Annotated in this window: 15 protein-coding genes and 1 pseudogene; 10 read left to right on the forward strand and 6 right to left on the reverse strand. The window is 64.4% G+C overall.

Going from position 1 to position 15,705, the window contains the following annotated elements:
- The 3 genes and pseudogenes from BM222_RS18885 to BM222_RS42170 form a co-directional block, all read right to left on the reverse strand.
- Positions 1-252 (reverse strand): IS630 transposase-related protein (locus BM222_RS18885; RefSeq protein WP_143105996.1); only part of this gene is annotated, 252 nt, incomplete at its 3' end.
- A gap of 89 nt (positions 253-341) precedes the next feature.
- On the reverse strand, positions 342-1,136 hold the full coding sequence (locus BM222_RS18890; protein ID WP_092230513.1) for a COG4705 family protein: 795 nt from the start codon (positions 1,134-1,136) through the stop codon (positions 342-344).
- A 137-nt stretch (positions 1,137-1,273) separates the two neighbouring features.
- Positions 1,274-1,369: pseudogene (locus BM222_RS42170) on the reverse strand (alpha/beta fold hydrolase); the annotation flags it as partial.
- A gap of 221 nt (positions 1,370-1,590) precedes the next feature.
- Between BM222_RS42170 and BM222_RS18895 the strand changes: the two are divergent.
- From BM222_RS18895 to BM222_RS18905, 3 genes are read left to right on the forward strand one after another with little or no spacing between them, the layout of a single operon-like run.
- Positions 1,591-2,979, forward strand: a complete 1,389-nt coding sequence (locus BM222_RS18895; RefSeq protein ID WP_092230215.1) for a class II 3-deoxy-7-phosphoheptulonate synthase — start codon at positions 1,591-1,593, stop codon at positions 2,977-2,979.
- 4 nt (positions 2,980-2,983) lie between these two features.
- Complete coding sequence (locus tag BM222_RS18900; protein WP_092230217.1) at positions 2,984-3,337, forward strand: diacylglycerol kinase; 354 nt, start codon at positions 2,984-2,986, stop codon at positions 3,335-3,337.
- Between the two features lie 16 nt (positions 3,338-3,353).
- Entirely contained in the window at positions 3,354-5,111 is a 1,758-nt protein-coding gene (locus tag BM222_RS18905; protein WP_092230219.1) for an NAD+ synthase, read from the forward strand.
- A 164-nt stretch (positions 5,112-5,275) separates the two neighbouring features.
- On the opposite strand, the gene BM222_RS18910 is transcribed toward BM222_RS18905, so the two are convergent.
- Complete coding sequence (locus tag BM222_RS18910; protein ID WP_092230221.1) at positions 5,276-6,463, reverse strand: DUF2865 domain-containing protein; 1,188 nt, start codon at positions 6,461-6,463, stop codon at positions 5,276-5,278.
- 143 nt (positions 6,464-6,606) lie between these two features.
- Entirely contained in the window at positions 6,607-6,888 is a 282-nt protein-coding gene (locus tag BM222_RS18915) for a hypothetical protein (RefSeq protein WP_177243315.1), read from the reverse strand.
- A 295-nt stretch (positions 6,889-7,183) separates the two neighbouring features.
- On the opposite strand from BM222_RS18915, the gene cysS reads away from it, so the two are divergent.
- The 4 genes from cysS to BM222_RS18935 all read left to right on the forward strand — a co-directional run bounded on the left by cysS (position 7,184) and on the right by BM222_RS18935 (position 11,167).
- Entirely contained in the window at positions 7,184-8,581 is a 1,398-nt protein-coding gene (gene cysS, locus BM222_RS18920) for a cysteine--tRNA ligase (RefSeq protein WP_092230226.1), read from the forward strand.
- Positions 8,581-9,072 carry a GNAT family N-acetyltransferase gene (locus BM222_RS18925; protein WP_092230228.1) on the forward strand — a complete coding sequence of 164 codons (492 nt, stop codon included), beginning with the start codon at positions 8,581-8,583 and terminating at the stop codon, positions 9,070-9,072. Before cysS ends, BM222_RS18925 begins: the two co-directional genes overlap by 1 nt.
- A complete protein-coding gene (gene cimA / locus BM222_RS18930) occupies positions 9,069-10,667 on the forward strand; it encodes a citramalate synthase (RefSeq protein ID WP_092230229.1) in 1,599 nt (532 codons plus the stop codon). Before BM222_RS18925 ends, cimA begins: the two co-directional genes overlap by 4 nt.
- A gap of 122 nt (positions 10,668-10,789) precedes the next feature.
- The gene (locus tag BM222_RS18935; protein WP_092230231.1) at positions 10,790-11,167 is read left to right on the forward strand and encodes a VOC family protein; all 378 of its coding nucleotides are present in this window, start codon (positions 10,790-10,792) and stop codon (positions 11,165-11,167) included.
- Here the strand turns inward: BM222_RS18935 and BM222_RS18940 are convergent, their stop codons facing one another.
- Complete coding sequence (locus BM222_RS18940; protein ID WP_177243316.1) at positions 11,168-11,773, reverse strand: LOG family protein; 606 nt, start codon at positions 11,771-11,773, stop codon at positions 11,168-11,170.
- Between the two features lie 200 nt (positions 11,774-11,973).
- Between BM222_RS18940 and BM222_RS18945 the strand changes: the two genes are divergently transcribed.
- From BM222_RS18945 to BM222_RS18955, 3 genes are all read left to right on the forward strand, one after another.
- Positions 11,974-13,929, forward strand: coding sequence for an ABCB family ABC transporter ATP-binding protein/permease (locus BM222_RS18945; protein WP_092230235.1), 1,956 nt, complete (start codon positions 11,974-11,976; stop codon positions 13,927-13,929).
- A gap of 81 nt (positions 13,930-14,010) precedes the next feature.
- Positions 14,011-14,709: a phosphatidylserine decarboxylase gene (locus BM222_RS18950; protein ID WP_092230237.1), complete on the forward strand. Its 699-nt coding sequence runs from the start codon at positions 14,011-14,013 to the stop codon at positions 14,707-14,709.
- A gap of 87 nt (positions 14,710-14,796) precedes the next feature.
- Positions 14,797-15,678, forward strand: a complete 882-nt coding sequence (locus BM222_RS18955; protein WP_092230239.1) for a CDP-alcohol phosphatidyltransferase family protein — start codon at positions 14,797-14,799, stop codon at positions 15,676-15,678.
- Positions 15,679-15,705 lie beyond the last annotated feature (27 nt).

The following is a 15,705-nucleotide window of genomic DNA, read 5'->3' on the forward strand; positions in this document are numbered from 1 at the left end:
ACCATGCAGCGTCAGGTGCGGCATCTGAGTGATCCGCTCGACAATGAAGGCGCGGTGCGGATCAAGCACGGGCTTACGGTGACCGCCCATCTTGCCAGGCGCAGCCGAGCCGGTCGCCCGCTGTCGCTGTGACCACTTCACCACTGACGAGACCGCAACACCAAACCGTTCCGCCACAGACCGGCAGCTCTCGCCCGCCAAAACCGACGCCACCACACGCTCGCGAAGATCTAGGGAAAGTGGTCGGGTCATGCGATGCTGGCCTCCAATCCAGCCAGCATCTTGAATCACAATCCGCCAAAAACCGGAATCCCTCCGATTCAATTAAGCAAGGAAATGCTCTAAGCGCGCTCGGCCGCCTGGTCATCCCTCGGATGCTGTCCCGCGCGCTGCGGGATCAGCAACAGGCAGACCACCATGAACGCGGCGATGACGGCGGAAGCCAGTGGCCGGCTTAACGCGAGCCCCCCATGATCGAGTGGCTTGTCGAGGAAATCGCCGACGGTCGCCCCAAGCGGACGAGTCAGGATGAACGCGGTCCAGAACAACGTGACGCGTGAGACGCGGGTCCAGAAATAGAGCGCCGCAATGACGGCCAGTCCCGCGGCGAAGATCAGCGCGCCGCCGCGATAGCCGAGATCGCCGGTATCGGCGATCCAGTCGCCAAGCGCGGTGCCCAGCGTCTGCGAGAAGGTGATCGCGCCCCAATAGAAGGCTTCGACCCGCGGTGTGTTGACGCTGTTGACCGAGATGGTGCCCTCGGCGCGATACCAGAGCCCGAGCACCAGCACGAGGCAGGTGAGGAGCAGCGTCGCGCCGCCGGTATAGCCGATGCCGAGCGAGCGGTCGGCGAAGTCGGCCATCGTGGTGCCGAATGTGGTCGAGGCCACGATGGTTGCCCAATACAGCGCCGGATGGAATCGTTGCGCACGGATCTGCGCGGCGACCAGGACGATCAGCGCTGCCAGGAACAGGCACGTGCCCGCGAGATAGCCCCAGTTCAGCGTCATCGTGACGGTGTCGCCGCCGGTTTCACCCAACGTCGTGGCGGCGATCTTGATGATCCAGAAGCCCAACGTGACTTCGGGGACCTTGCTCTCGCCGAGGATGCTGCCGCTCCTAAAGCGATGTTCCATGATGTCCTCGTCGCGTCTTAGTATGGTCGCAACGAGATCAACCGCGTTGCCGCCTCCAGGCATTCGCAAACGTCGATGGCGGAAATCAGTTTCAATTTGGCCGACAACGAAGACGTGATGAGCGGCAATGCCGCCCGTCACTCTCCCTGAATCCATTCCGCTCCGCCGCGCCACAGCGTGTCGCGATGCTCGGGGCGAAAGAAGCCGAAACGGCCGATCGCCTTGGCGCCGACGCCGGCTGCCGGGTGCCGCCGATGCCCCGATAGCGTCCATGGTGGAAGCTGCGTTGCCGTTCCTCTGCCACCCCCCTAGCAGATGCGAATTCAGCTTTGCCCGCAAGGATTTGCATTGCGAAACGGATTTACAACTGGCGATGTCGTGCCAGCCTGTGTATAAGGCGGCCCTCGCAACCCACAGATCAGGTTGCACTTTTTGCTTTCACGGAGAGATTGCGATGTCCGAGCGGTGGACGCCCGAGTCCTGGCGCAGCAAGCCGGTGCTACAGGTGCCCGATTATCCCGACGCCAAGGCCTTGGCCGACGTCGAGGCGCAACTTGCAACCTTCCCGCCGCTGGTGTTTGCCGGCGAGGCGCGCAATCTGAAGAAGGCGCTCGGGCGCGTGGCGGCCGGCGAGGCCTTCCTGCTCCAGGGCGGCGACTGCGCCGAGAGCTTTGCCGAGCACGGCGCCAACAACATCCGCGACTTCTTCCGCGTGCTGCTGCAGATGGCGGTGGTGCTGACCTATGCCGGTGCGGTGCCGGTGGTGAAGGTCGGCCGTATCGCCGGCCAATTCGCCAAGCCGCGCTCCTCGCCGACCGAGAAGGTCAATGGCGTCGAGCTGCCGAGCTATCGTGGCGACATCGTCAACGACATCGCCTTCACCAAGGAAGCGCGCGTGCCGGATCCGCAGCGGCAGCTGATGGCCTATCGCCAATCGGCCGCGACGCTGAACCTGCTGCGCGCGTTCGCGACCGGCGGCTTTGCCAATCTCGGCAGCGTGCACCAATGGATGCTCGGCTTCCTCAAGGATAGCCCGCAGTCCCGCCGCTACAAGGAATTGGCCGACCGCATCTCCGAGGCGCTCAATTTCATGCGCGCCTGCGGCCTCGATCTCGAGAGCCACCCGGAACTGCGCGCCACCGATTTCTACACCAGCCATGAGGCGCTGCTGCTCGGCTACGAGCAGGCCATGACCCGCGTCGATTCCACCACGGGCGACTGGTACGCGACCTCGGGCCACATGATCTGGATCGGTGACCGCACTCGCCAGCTCGATCACGGCCACGTCGAATATTTCCGCGGAATCAAGAATCCGATCGGCCTGAAGTGCGGCCCGTCGCTCAAGCCCGACGAGCTCTTGAAGCTGATCGACATTCTCAACCCCGACAACGAACCGGGCCGGCTAACGTTGATCAATCGTTTCGGCTCCGACAAGGTCGCCGATCATCTGCCCGGCCTGATCCGCGCAGTGCAGCGCGAGGGCAGGGTGGTGGTCTGGTCGTGCGATCCCATGCATGGCAACACCATCACCTCCACGTCGGGCTACAAGACGCGGCCGTTCGACCGCGTGCTGTCGGAGGTGAAGTCGTTCTTCACGATCCACGCCGCGGAAGGCACCCACGCCGGCGGCGTGCATCTGGAGATGACCGGCCAGGACGTCACCGAATGTATCGGCGGCGCGCGCGCCATCACCGACGAGGATCTCAACGACCGCTACCACACGGTCTGCGATCCCCGCCTCAATGCCGAGCAATCCATCGACATGGCCTTCCTGGTCGCGGAGCTCCTCAAGCAGGAACGCGTCGGCAAAGCCAAGCCGATGCCGTTCGCGTCGGGGCTCTAGGACCTTGCTGCGGATCTGGAAGGCCACGATCAACTCCCGCAACGGTCTGGCCTTTGCGTTCCGCTCGGAACAGGCCGTCCGCGAGGAGATCTTTGCGCTGATCCTGGCACTGCCGGTGGCGTGGCTCGTCGCCGCCACCGCGACACGCGCGGTCGAGCTGGTCTGCTCGGTCGCCTTCGTGCTGGTGGTCGAACTGCTCAACACCGCGATCGAGAAGCTCGCCGACCGCCTGACGTTGGATCACGACAAGCAGATCGGCCGGGTCAAGGACATGGGCTCGGCCGCGGTCGGCGTCGCGCTGTTGATGGCCGGCGCGTTCTGGATCATCGCCATCATCGAGCGATTGGGATTCCTCTAAAGCGAGGACGGCGGCCATGACCGAACGTCTCAACGCCTTCGCGGTCACGCTGGCCCAGCTCAATCCGACCATGGGCGACATCGCGGGCAATGCCGCCAAGGTACGTGCTGCGCGTGGGCGCGCCATCGCCGACGGCGCCGATCTCGTGCTGTTTCCGGAATTGTTCATCGCGGGCTATCCGCCCGAGGATCTGGTGCAGAAGCCGGCCTTCCAGGCCGCCTGCCGCTCGGCCATCGAGGCGCTGGCGCGCGAGACCGCCGATGGAGGCCCGGCGTTGCTGGTCGGCACGCCCTGGGTCGATGACGGCAAGCTCTACAACGCCTGTGCGCTGCTCGACGGCGGACGTATCGCGGCGCTTCGCTTCAAATGCAATCTGCCGAATTACGGCGTGTTCGACGAGAAGCGCTTGTTCGCGCGCGGGCCCGCTTCGGGCCCCGTCACGGTGCGCGGCGTGCGGATCGGCGTGCCGATCTGCGAGGACATCTGGCTGGAAGAGTCCGAGGATTACGAGAACGTGGTCGAGACGCTGGCCGAGACCGGCGCCGAGATCATTCTGGTGCCCAACGGCTCGCCCTATGCCCGCGACAAGAACGATGTGCGTCTGTCGGTAGCTGTCGCGCGGGTCACCGAGAGCGGCCTGCCGCTGGTCTATCTCAACCAGGTCTGCGGCCAGGACGAGCTGGTGTTCGACGGCGCCTCCTTCGCACTCAACGGCGATCTCTCGCTCGCCGCGCAATTGCCGGCGTTCGCAGAAAGCATCACCACGCTGCGCTTCACCCGAAATGGTGGCGATTGGCGTTGCACCGGTTCCATTGCCGAGCAGCCGGAGGGCGATCGCGCAGACTATGCCGCGTGCGTGCTGGGCTTGCGCGACTACGTCACGAAAAACGGTTTCCCCGGCGTGCTGCTCGGCATCTCCGGCGGCATCGATTCCGCGCTGTGCGCTGCGATCGCTGTCGATGCGCTCGGCGCTGATCAGGTGCACGGCGTGATGCTGCCTTATCGCTATACGGCGGCACATTCGATCGCGGACGCTGGCGAGCTCGCAGGCCATCTCGGCATCCGCTACGAGGTGTTGCCAATCGCGGAAGCGGTGGGCGGCTTCGAGACCATCCTGTCGGGCCTCTTCAGGAACCTGCCGCCTGATATCACCGAGGAGAACCTCCAGGCCCGCACCCGCGGTACGCTCCTGATGGCGATCTCCAACAAGACCGGATTGATGGTGGTGACGACGGGCAACAAGTCGGAGATGTCGGTCGGATACGCCACGCTCTATGGCGACATGAATGGCGGCTTCAATCCGATCAAGGACATCTACAAGACGCAGGTGTTCCGGCTGGCGAGCTTGCGCAATGCATGGAAGCCCGATGGCGCGCTCGGCCCCGCCGGCGAGGTGATCCCGCCCGACATCATTTCGCGTCCGCCGACGGCGGAGCTGCGCGAGAACCAGACCGATCAGGATTCGCTACCCGCTTACGAGGTGCTCGATGCGATCCTGGAGCGGCTGGTCGAACGCGAGGAGCCACTCGACCAGATCATCGCCGCGGGCTTCGACCGCGAGACGGTGACCCGCATCGACCATCTTCTCAACGTCGCCGAATACAAGCGCCGCCAGGCCGCACCCGGCGTGAAGGTGACGCGCAAGAATTTCGGCCGCGACCGCCGCTATCCCATCACCAACCGCTTTCGCGATCGCGGCGAGAAGCTGCCCGCGCCCGACGAGACCTTGGTCTCGCGCGGCAGCAAGGCCTCGATCGACGCATTCGAGGGGTAGGTTCGGCGACGTGTGATGGGCGGTCTCGCCAACCACTCCGCCGTCATCATCCGCACAAGCGGATGATCCAGTACGCCGCGGCGGATATCGTGAAAAACCAATCTGCGCCGCGGAGTACTGGATGCCCCGCGTTCGCGGGGCATGACAGTTGAGTTCGGAGCGAACTACTTCTGCTGCGGCAGGAAGGTCGGGCCGACCGAGCGGATCGGCTTGTTCTCCGGCGCGGTCGTGGTGTTCGCGTCCGCGGGCTGCGTTGCGGCCGGTGCATTCGCCGTCGCCTGCGCCGGAGCTGCGCCCTTTTTTCCGTTCGCAGGCGCGCCCTTGGTGAGCTGCCGCTGCTGCATCTTCCTGGCGCTCTCTTCGGTGACGATGATGTCACCCTGCTGCTCGACGGCCGCCTTGTCGTCGGCGGATTTCAGCGCGTCGGCCCAGCTCTGGCCGGCCGCCTTGCAAGAGCAGGACGGGTTGAACTCGCTGCGGAATTTGAACGCGTTCGGCAGCGAGGTGTAGGGCTGGCCGCTGATGGAGACGGCCGAGCTCATGTCCTCACCGGGATTGCGGTGGGCATACAGCACGGCTTCGGCGGCCGGGCAGAGCGCCTTGCAGGTCCTCTCGTCATCGGGAAAGCGCGCCGGCACGGTCGCAAACGAGATCGGGAAATAGGCGCCGTCGCAGGTGCGCACGCAGACGGTGCGATAAGTGCCGCTCTGCGGGCCGAGATCGGCGGGCGGGACGCCCGGCTGCTGATTGTTGGGGTTGTTACCGCCGCCGAACAGATTGGTCAGGAAGTTGCCGCCGCCCTGCGACTGCGCGGCATTGGCATATTGCGGGCCGCAATTGTTCTGCGCGAGCGCGACCAGCACCGAGCGGCGCTGGCTGTCCCGTTCAGGGTTGCCGCCACCGGGACCGCTACGCAGGCGTTCGAGATTGCCGGTGATCTGATCCAGATTGGCGCGCATCTGCTGGATCTGGGTGTTGACAGGACCGCATTGCGCCGACTGGCCGTTGAACAGCGAGAAGAAGCCGGAGGATTCGCAGCCCATGCGCTTGGCCTGCATGGTGACGCGATCGAGCTCGGCCTGCTGGCGGCTCTGGGAATCCTGATAACGGCGGATCTGGTCCTCGCGCGCAGGATCGCCGCTCGCCCCGCGGTCGAGCGCAGCGAGCTGCCCTTCCAGCCGCACGCACATCGGGTTCGACCCAGGGCCGCCTTGGGCAGGCGGAGGCGGTGCGCCGGGCGGCCCGGCCTGGGCAAAGGCGCCAGTGGCGAGCACGATCGAGCTCAGAAGCACGGTGCAGGCAAGGAGAGATCGGGCACGAGACAGAGACAAAGATTCAGGCATATCCGCCATTCTAGCGAGGTCACGGCCCGAAGTGATTTTCCAATGCGATTTGGAGGGCCGAAGCGCGCCCTCCAATAACCGCTTCCTGCGGCATCGTCACGTCGTTTCAGGGGCCGTAAACGGGTCCTAAGGTCCGCCAGTTCCGAGCGAATTCAGCGCTGGCAGGTGATTGCGACATATTCGTCGCAATGGCCATGGGAGCAGTTTGCGCCGGATTTGGGGACGGAGCCGGTAATTTCGTCGGGATCGACCCGGCGGTAGCTTGATGCCTGTGCAAAGTCCCGTGACTGGCAGTAGGTGCGGGCGACCTGCGCGCCGCATTTCCCGCCCTTGGCAAGGCACTGCTCGGTGATGATGAAGACGCGGGTCTCCGCGAAAGCGATGGATGCCGCAAGGATGGAGGCGCAAGACATGAGTGCGAGCAAGGATCGCATGAAAACACCTTGGGGCATAAACGGAGAACTGCCGGTTCCAGAATGGGCTCAAATGGTTAAGGATCATGAACCATCAAGACGGGGCCGCCGCCCCTCGCGGAAATAAGGCGGCATTTTCGCGGCTCTCTTGACGGAAGGCGCCTTCGTGGCCCATATGTCGCCGCATGAACGGTCTCCTCGCCATCTGCATGATTTGCCGCGAGATTACGAGCTAGCGATTCGCTGGCTGGAGCCGTCTTTTCTCAAGACACATTGAGAGCACTGGACGCCCGGCCAACAGCCGACGGGTGCCCCTATGGAATTGCGTCTTTACGATACGTTGAGCCGGGAAAAGCGCACCTTCGTGCCGCTCGATGCGAAGAACGTCCGCATGTATGTCTGCGGACCGACCGTCTATGACTTCGCCCATATCGGCAATGCGCGGCCGGTGATCGTGTTCGATGTGCTGTTTCGGCTGCTGCGCCACATCTATGGCGAGGCGCATGTCAAATATGTCCGCAACATCACCGACGTCGACGACAAGATTAACGACCGTGCCGCGCGGGATTTTCCCGGCCTGCCGCTGAACGAGGCGATCCGCAAGGTCACCGAGCAGACCGGAAAGCAGTTTCACGCCGACGTCGATGCGCTCGGCGCATTGCGGCCGAGCGTCGAGCCGCGCGCGACCGAGCATATCGGCGAGATGCGCGAGATCATCGAGCGGCTGATCAAGGGCGGCTTTGCCTACGCCGCCGAGGACCACGTGCTGTTCTCGCCGCAGGCGATGAACGCGGCGAACTCCACGCTGCCGCGCTATGGTGCGCTCTCGAAGCGCTCGCTCGACGAGATGATCGCCGGCGCGCGCGTTGACGTTGCACCTTATAAAAAGGATTCGACGGACTTCGTGCTTTGGAAGCCGTCGAAACCGGGCGAGCCGTCCTGGCCATCACCGGCGGGCATCAAGACCGAGGGGCGGCCAGGCTGGCACATCGAGTGCTCGGCCATGGCCTGGAAGCATCTCGGCGAGCAGTTCGACATCCATGGTGGCGGCATCGATCTCGTGTTTCCGCATCACGAGAACGAGGTCGCGCAGACCTGCTGCGCCTTCCACCAGCAGCGCATGGCGAACTATTGGATGCATAACGGCTTCCTGCAGGTCGAAAGCGAGAAGATGTCGAAGTCGCTTGGCAACTTCGTCACCATCCGCGAACTGCTCGTGGACTGGCCGGGTGAGGTGCTGCGCCTCAACATGCTGAAGACGCACTACACCTCACCGATCGACTGGACCATGAAGTCGCTGGAAGAGAGCGCCAGGACCCTCAATGACTGGTATCGCTTTGCGGCCGACGTCGCGCCGTCGAAGCCGGGGACATCGGTGGTCGATGCGTTGCTCGACGATCTCAACACGCCGCAAGCAATCGCGGCGCTGCATGGTCTGCGCAATGCGTCCGATGCGGCCGGCCTTTCGGCTTCCTTGCGGCTGCTCGGTTTCCTGTCCGAAAGCGCTGCGCAATGGCAAGGTCGTAAGCAGCAGGCGAGTGGCATTGATGCCGCCGAGATCGAACGTCTCATCGCGGAGCGCACGGCTGCGCGCGCGCGCAAGGATTTCAGGGAATCCGATCGTATCCGTGACGAGCTCGCGGCCAAGGGCGTCGTGATCAAGGATGGCAAGGATGCCGACGGCAAACCGGTGACGACCTGGGAGCTCGCGTGATGGCACAAGCGCATCCCACGCCCGGCCTGCGGCCGTTCCTGCCGGCCGATGTCCCGATGCTGGCCGCGATCTTCGTCGCCAGCATCCAGGAGCTGACCGGCGACGATTACAGCGAAGCGCAGCAGGAGGCCTGGATGGAGGCGGCCGAAACCGAAGAGTTCGGCAAGCGGCTCGCCTCCGACCTGACGCTGATCGCCACGCTGAATGGTTCGCCCGTCGGCTTCGCCTCGCTGCGCGGCCCCGATCACATCCGCATGCTCTACGTGCATCCGGCCGTGAGCCGCCAGGGCATCGCGACCATGCTGGTCGATGCGCTGGAGAAGCTCGCCGGCGGCCGCGGCGCTGCGGCGCTCACCGTCGATGCCAGCGACACCGCGCAAAACTTCTTCGCCAAGCGCGGCTACACCGCCCAGCAGCGTAACAGCGTCACGATGAACGACGAATGGCTAGCCAACACCACGATGAAGAAGACGCTCGGAGCACCACAATGAGCAAGGAGCGCCTTTATCTGTTCGACACCACGCTGCGCGACGGCGCGCAGACCAACGGCGTCGATTTCACGCTCGAGGACAAGCAGGTCATCGCCAGCATGCTCGATGATCTCGGCATCGATTATGTCGAGGGCGGCTATCCCGGCGCCAATCCGCTCGACACCGAATTTTTCGGCAGCAAGCCCAAGCTCAACCACGCGCGCTTCACCGCCTTCGGCATGACCCGGCGGGCAGGGCGCTCGGTGTCCAACGATCCCGGCGTTGCGGGACTTCTTGAAGCGAAGGCGGACGCGATCTGCTTCGTGGCAAAGTCCTCGGCGTATCAGGTGCGTGTCGCGCTGGAGACGACGAAGGAGGAGAATCTCGCCTCGATCCGTGACAGCGTCGCAGCCGCAAAGGCCGCCGGCCGCGAGGTCATGCTCGACTGCGAGCACTTTTTTGACGGCTACAAGGAAGATGCCAGTTTTGCGCTCGCCTGTGCCAAGGCGGCCTATGAGGCCGGCGCGCGCTGGGTGGTCCTGTGCGACACCAATGGCGGCACCATGCCAAACGAGGTCGAAGCCATCGTCACTTCAGTGACTAAACACATCCCCGGCGATCACGTCGGCATCCACGCCCATAATGACACCGAGCAGGCGGTGGCCAATTCGCTCGCGGCGGTGCGCGCCGGCGCGCGGCAGATCCAGGGCACGCTGAACGGCCTCGGCGAGCGCTGCGGCAACGCCAATCTCTGTTCGCTGATCCCGACGCTGAAACTGAAGAAGGAATTTTCCGACGTCTTCGAGATCTCGGTCACGCCGGAGAAGCTGGCGACGCTCGTCAAGATCTCGCGCACGCTCGACGACATGCTCAACCGCGTGCCGAACCGGCATGCGGCCTATGTCGGCGAAAGCGCCTTCGTCACCAAAACAGGCATTCACGCCTCCGCCGTGATGAAGGATCCGCAGACCTATGAGCATGTGTTGCCGGAGAGCGTCGGTAATCACCGCAGGGTTCTGGTATCAGACCAGGCCGGCCGCTCCAACGTGATCGCCGAACTCGATCGTGCCGGCATCCGTTACGAGAAGAGCGATCCGAAGCTGACGCGGCTGGTCGAGGAGTTGAAGCAGCGTGAGGCGGCCGGATACGCTTATGAATCCGCCAACGCCTCGTTCGATCTGCTGGCGCGGCGCACGCTCGGCAAGGTGCCGCATTATTTCGAGGTCGAGCAGTTCGACGTCAATGTGGAGCAGCGCTACAATTCGCACGGCGAGCGCGTCACGGTTGCCCTGGCCGTGGTCAAGGTCGACGTTGCCGGCGAGCATCTGATCTCGGCTGCGGAGGGCAACGGCCCGGTCAACGCGCTCGACGTTGCCTTGCGCAAGGATCTCGGCAAATACCAGAAGTACATCGAGGGATTGAAGCTGATCGACTACCGCGTGCGTATCCTCAACGGCGGCACCGGCGCGGTCACGCGCGTCCTGATCGAGAGCGAGGACGAGAATGGCGATCGCTGGACCACGGTCGGCGTGTCGCCGAACATCATCGACGCCTCGTTCCAGGCGCTGATGGATTCGGTGATCTACAAGCTCGTGAAATCGGGCGCGCCGGCGTAGGGTGTAACCAAACGCACCGTCATTGCGAGCGCAGCGAAGCAATCCAGGCGGTCACCATGGAAAGACTCTGGATAGCTTCGCTATGCTCGCAATGACGAGGAGGAGAGGGAGGAGCGCGCCGCATGATCGACCACATCTCCGTCGGCGTCAGCGAGCTCGAACGCGCCGCTAAATTCTACGAGGCCACGCTGGCCGCCCTCGGGCTCGCGCGCCTCGTCACACGCCCGCGTACAATCGGCTTCGGCAAGGCCTATCCCGAATTCTGGATCAATCTGCGGGAGGCCATGGCGCCTGTAGCCCCGGAGAGCGGCGTGCATATCTGCCTGCGGGCAAAAACAACGGCCGAGGTCGACGCATTTCATGCCGCCGCGCTTGCGAGCGGCGGCGCATCCGACGGCGCACCGGGCTTCCGCCCGCATGACCGCGTGCGCTATTACGCCGCCTTCGTCACCGACCCCGATGGCAACAGGATCGAGGCGGTGACGTTTCCGCAGGACTGACTACAGCTTGCGCGCGACGTCCGGGGCCATCTGCTTTTCCGCCTCGGCGATCTGGGTCACGGCCGATCTCAGCTTCGGCAGGATATCCTCGACGCGATCGGCCTTGAGAATATCGACCGAAAGGCCGGCGCGGATGAACTCGGTCTGGCGCATGTGCGACAGCAGCGAGAACAGCGGCTCCCAGAAATTGTCGATATTGGCGAGCAACACCGGCTTGGCGTGACGGCCGAGCTGCTTCCAGGTCAACTGCTCGACCAACTCTTCCAGCGTGCCGACGCCGCCCGGCAGCGCCACGAAGGCGTCCGAGCGCTCGAACATCAGCCGCTTGCGCTCGTGCATGTCGGGGGTGACGATCATCTCCTGCACGCGGGTGAGCGCGTTCTCGCGCTTGCGCAGGAACTCGGGAATGATGCCGGTGACAGTGCCGCCGTGATCAAGCACGGAGGTCGCCACCGAGCCCATCAGGCCAAGCGAGCCGCCGCCATAGACCAGGCGGATGTTGCTCTCGGCAAGCGCCTTGCCGAACGCCTTGGCGCCTTCGGTGAAGTGGGGATTGGTTCCGGGACCGGAGCCGCAATAGACACAGACGGTTTTGATCGTGCTCATTGACACCATGATGCATTGCAGCGAAGGGGCGTCAAGCCCCTCGGGTGATTCGGACTACACGGGAATCTACCGGTAAATGACGGCAAGCAATCGAATATTCGCCATCTGGCGGGGTGCGTTGGCATCGGGAAGTCTCTATATCATGGGCGCAAATCGTTAATCGCAGCGCCGCCGCCTCCGGTGGGCTCTAGGCTTTCTTGATGGATCAACCTCAATCGCCCGACGGCTCGGACGTTCCTGCTTCCGCGGCTCGACCGCTGGAGCGGGCCACCCTGATGGGCACGCTGGCGCATCTGTGGCCTTATATCTGGCCGGGCGACCGCTTCGATTTGAAGATGCGGGTGGTCTGGTCGATGGTGCTGCTGCTCGCCGCCAAGCTGATCACGCTGACGGTGCCGTTCAGCTTCAAATGGGCAACCGATGCGCTCACCGGCGCCAACACCGCGCCGGTGCAAGCCAGCAACTGGCACCTCTGGGTGGTTGCATCGCCCCTGATCCTGACCGCGAGCTACGGCGTCATGCGCATCGTGATGGCGGTGCTGACGCAATGGCGCGACGGCATCTTCGCCCGCGTGGCGATGCATGCGGTGCGCAAGCTCGCCACCATCACCTTCGTCCACATGCACGAGCTCTCGCTGCGCTTTCATCTGGAGCGCAAGACCGGGGGGCTGACCCGCGTGCTCGAGCGCGGCCGCGAAGGCATCGAGGTCATCGTGCGCATGGTGATCCTGCAGCTGATCCCGACCATCGTCGAGGTCTCGCTGCTGATGGCCGTGCTGCTCTGGCAGTTCGACTGGCGCTACGTGGTCGCGACCCTGATCACGGTCACGCTCTACATGTACTACACCTACATCGCGACCGAGTGGCGGATCGGCATCCGCCGCAAGATGAACGATTCCGACACCGAGGCGAACACCAAGGCGATCGACTCGCTGCTCAACTACGAGACGGTCAAATATTTCGGCGCCGAGGCCCGCGAGGCGCAGCGCTACGACAAGTCGGTCGCGCGCTACGAGGAAGCGAGTATTCACACCTACACCTCGCTCGCCGTGCTCAACACCGGCCAGGCCGTGATCTTCACGCTGGGACTGACCGCGACCATGCTGATGTGCGCGATCGGGGTGCGCAACGGCACCCACACGGTCGGCGATTTCGTGCTGGTCAACGCCATGATGATCCAGCTCTACCAGCCGCTGAATTTCATGGGCATGGTCTATCGCGAGATCAAGCAGGCGATCATCGACATCGAGAAGATGTTCAACGTGATCGGCCGCGAGGCCGAGATCAAGGATGCGCCAAATGCGCAGCCGCTGGCGGTCTCCGCGGGCACGGTGCGGTTCGAGGATGTGCGGTTTGCCTACGAGCCGACGCGGCCGATCCTGAAGGGCATCAGCTTCGAAGTACCGGCCGGCAAGACCGTCGCCATCGTCGGCCCTTCGGGCGCCGGCAAGTCGACCATCTCGCGGCTCTTGTTCCGTCTCTACGACGTTTCCGGCGGCAAGATTTTGATCGACGGCCAGGACATCCGCGAGGTCACACAGGCGAGCTTGCGCGCCTCCATCGGCATGGTGCCGCAGGACACCGTGCTGTTCAACGACACCATCCGCTACAACATCCGCTACGGACGCTGGGATGCCGGCGATGAGGAGGTCGAGGAGGCGGCGCGGCTGGCGCAGATCGACCATTTCATCCGCATGGCGCCTTTGGGCTACGAGACCCAGGTCGGCGAGCGCGGCCTGAAATTGTCAGGCGGCGAGAAGCAGCGCGTCGCGATCGCGCGCACGGTGTTGAAGGCGCCGCCGATCCTGGTGCTCGACGAGGCGACCTCGGCGCTCGACACCCACACCGAGCACGAAATCCAGGGCGCGCTCGACCGCGTGGCGAAGAACCGGACGTCGCTGGTGATCGCGCACCGGCTCTCGACAATCGTCGGCGCCGACGAGATCATCGTGCTCGACCAGGGCCGCATCGCCGAACGCGGCACCCATGCCGGCCTGCTCGCGCAGGGCGGTCTCTACGCCAGCATGTGGAACAGGCAGCGCGAGGCCGAGGCCGCCCGCGAGAAGCTGGCCCGGATGGCCGATTCGAGCGACGCCCCGAACCGGGAGCCGCCGTTTGTCGAGGACACCCTCACGGCGCAGGCGGCTGCGGAGTGAGCTTGTCTCCGGTCCCAACTCTGGCCTAAACAATGCCGGCGCGAGACGACCCGCGCCATCACCCCCTGAACGGCAGACAGCATGTCCATTCTCGATTCGATCCAGCGTCAGATCCCGCCGATCCACAAGGAGGGCTATCCCTTCATCGGCGGCTTTGCGCTGGCAAGCCTCGCTTTGTTCTGGCTGTGGTCGCCTCTGGGGTGGATCGGCACCATCCTGACCGTGTGGTGTGCGCTGTTCTTCCGCGATCCCGTGCGCGTGACGCCCCAGCGTGACGGGCTCGTGGTGTCGCCGGCCGACGGTCGGGTCTCCATGATCACCATGGCGTTGCCGCCGGCCGAGCTCGGTCTCGGCGACCGGCCTCTGCCGCGCATCTCGGTGTTCATGAGCGTGTTCAACTGCCACGTGAACCGGAGCCCGATCGCGGGCAGGGTGGACCGCATCGCCTATCGGCCCGGCCTGTTCATCAATGCCGAGCTCGACAAGGCGAGCGAGGACAATGAGCGCAATTCTCTCGTCATCTCGACGCCACAGGGCCGCATCGGCGTGATCCAGATCGCTGGCCTCGTGGCGAAGCGCATCGTCTGCTTCGTCAAGGAAGGCCAGGCCGTCGGCGCCGGTGAGCGGTTCGGCCTGATCCGCTTCGGCTCGCGGCTCGATATCTATCTGCCTGTCGGCACCAAGGCGCTGGTCTCGGAAGGCCAGACAGCGATCGCCGGCGAGACCATCCTGGCCGATCTCACCGGAGACGACCCCGGCCGCGCCTACCGCGCCAATTAACCAGGCAGGCCGTGTCGGGGGCCCTCCGCCGCAATGGCGGAGTGGAGCGCGGCTTGCTATATCTCGCCTGCAGGTGAGGACGAGCCAATGACGCCCTACGACTTCCGAGATCCAGATATTCGCCGCCGGCGGTTCCGCCCTATCCCGGTGCGCATGCTGGTGCCCAATGTCATCACGCTGCTGGCGATCTGCGCCGGCCTGACCTCGATCCGGCTGTCGATCGAGGGGCGGATGGCGCTCGCCGTATACGCCATCGTGTTCGCGGCCGCGCTCGACGGCATCGACGGGCGCGTCGCGCGCATGATCAAGGGGCAGTCCAAATTCGGCGCCGAGCTCGACAGCCTCGCTGACTTCGTCAATTTCGGCGTCGCGCCCGGCCTGATGCTGTACTTCTGGCAGCTGCACGAGCTCGGCAATGCCGGCTGGATTGCCGCCATGGTGTTTGCAATTTCAGGCGGTTTGCGGCTCGCGCGCTTCAACGCCACCATGGACGATCCGAACAAGCCCGCTTTCGCCGCCAATTTCTTCACGGGCGTGCCGGCGCCGGCCGGTGCGATCACCGTGCTGCTGCCGATCTATGCTGCCTTCCTCGATCTCGGCCGCGCGCCGGCCGCTTTGACCGCTGCCTATACGCTGCTGATCGCCTTCCTGATGGTCTCGCGGCTGCCGGTGTTCTCGGGCAAGACCAAGCGCATGCGTGTGTCGCCGGAACTGGTGCTGCCGGCCTTCGTCGCCGTGGTCGTCTTCATTGCGATCCTGATTGCCTATCCCTGGCACGTGCTCCTGGTCGGTACGGCACTCTATTTGCTCGGCCTGCCGCTCGGCTACAAATCCTACCGCGACCAGGCGCGCGCAATGCAAGCCACTGCGCCCGTGGGCGGCGAAGTTTCGTCGCCGCCTTCGGCGCCGACAATGGCGAGCTTGTCTGAACCGCCGCACGATCATGACCGGCCCGGACGCTTGCACTGAGCGATCGCACGCGGATATCTGCCATGA

The organism is Bradyrhizobium sp. Gha, assembly GCF_900113735.1.
Classification (GTDB): Bacteria; Pseudomonadota; Alphaproteobacteria; order Rhizobiales; family Xanthobacteraceae; genus Bradyrhizobium.

Coding starts and splice junctions, on each gene's coding strand:
- BM222_RS18915 (WP_177243315.1), bottom strand. CDS start 6,888: ATGCGATCCTTGCTCGCACTCATGTCTTGCGCCTCCATCCTTGCGGCA.
- BM222_RS18935 (WP_092230231.1), top strand. CDS start 10,790: ATGATCGACCACATCTCCGTCGGCGTCAGCGAGCTCGAACGCGCCGCT.
- BM222_RS18955 (WP_092230239.1), top strand. CDS start 14,797: ATGACGCCCTACGACTTCCGAGATCCAGATATTCGCCGCCGGCGGTTC.
- cimA (WP_092230229.1), top strand. CDS start 9,069: ATGAGCAAGGAGCGCCTTTATCTGTTCGACACCACGCTGCGCGACGGC.
- BM222_RS18910 (WP_092230221.1), bottom strand. CDS start 6,463: ATGGCGGATATGCCTGAATCTTTGTCTCTGTCTCGTGCCCGATCTCTC.
- BM222_RS18925 (WP_092230228.1), top strand. CDS start 8,581: ATGGCACAAGCGCATCCCACGCCCGGCCTGCGGCCGTTCCTGCCGGCC.
- BM222_RS18945 (WP_092230235.1), top strand. CDS start 11,974: ATGGATCAACCTCAATCGCCCGACGGCTCGGACGTTCCTGCTTCCGCG.
- BM222_RS18950 (WP_092230237.1), top strand. CDS start 14,011: ATGTCCATTCTCGATTCGATCCAGCGTCAGATCCCGCCGATCCACAAG.
- BM222_RS18895 (WP_092230215.1), top strand. CDS start 1,591: ATGTCCGAGCGGTGGACGCCCGAGTCCTGGCGCAGCAAGCCGGTGCTA.
- BM222_RS18905 (WP_092230219.1), top strand. CDS start 3,354: ATGACCGAACGTCTCAACGCCTTCGCGGTCACGCTGGCCCAGCTCAAT.
- BM222_RS18940 (WP_177243316.1), bottom strand. CDS start 11,773: ATGAGCACGATCAAAACCGTCTGTGTCTATTGCGGCTCCGGTCCCGGA.
- cysS (WP_092230226.1), top strand. CDS start 7,184: ATGGAATTGCGTCTTTACGATACGTTGAGCCGGGAAAAGCGCACCTTC.
- BM222_RS18890 (WP_092230513.1), bottom strand. CDS start 1,136: ATGGAACATCGCTTTAGGAGCGGCAGCATCCTCGGCGAGAGCAAGGTC.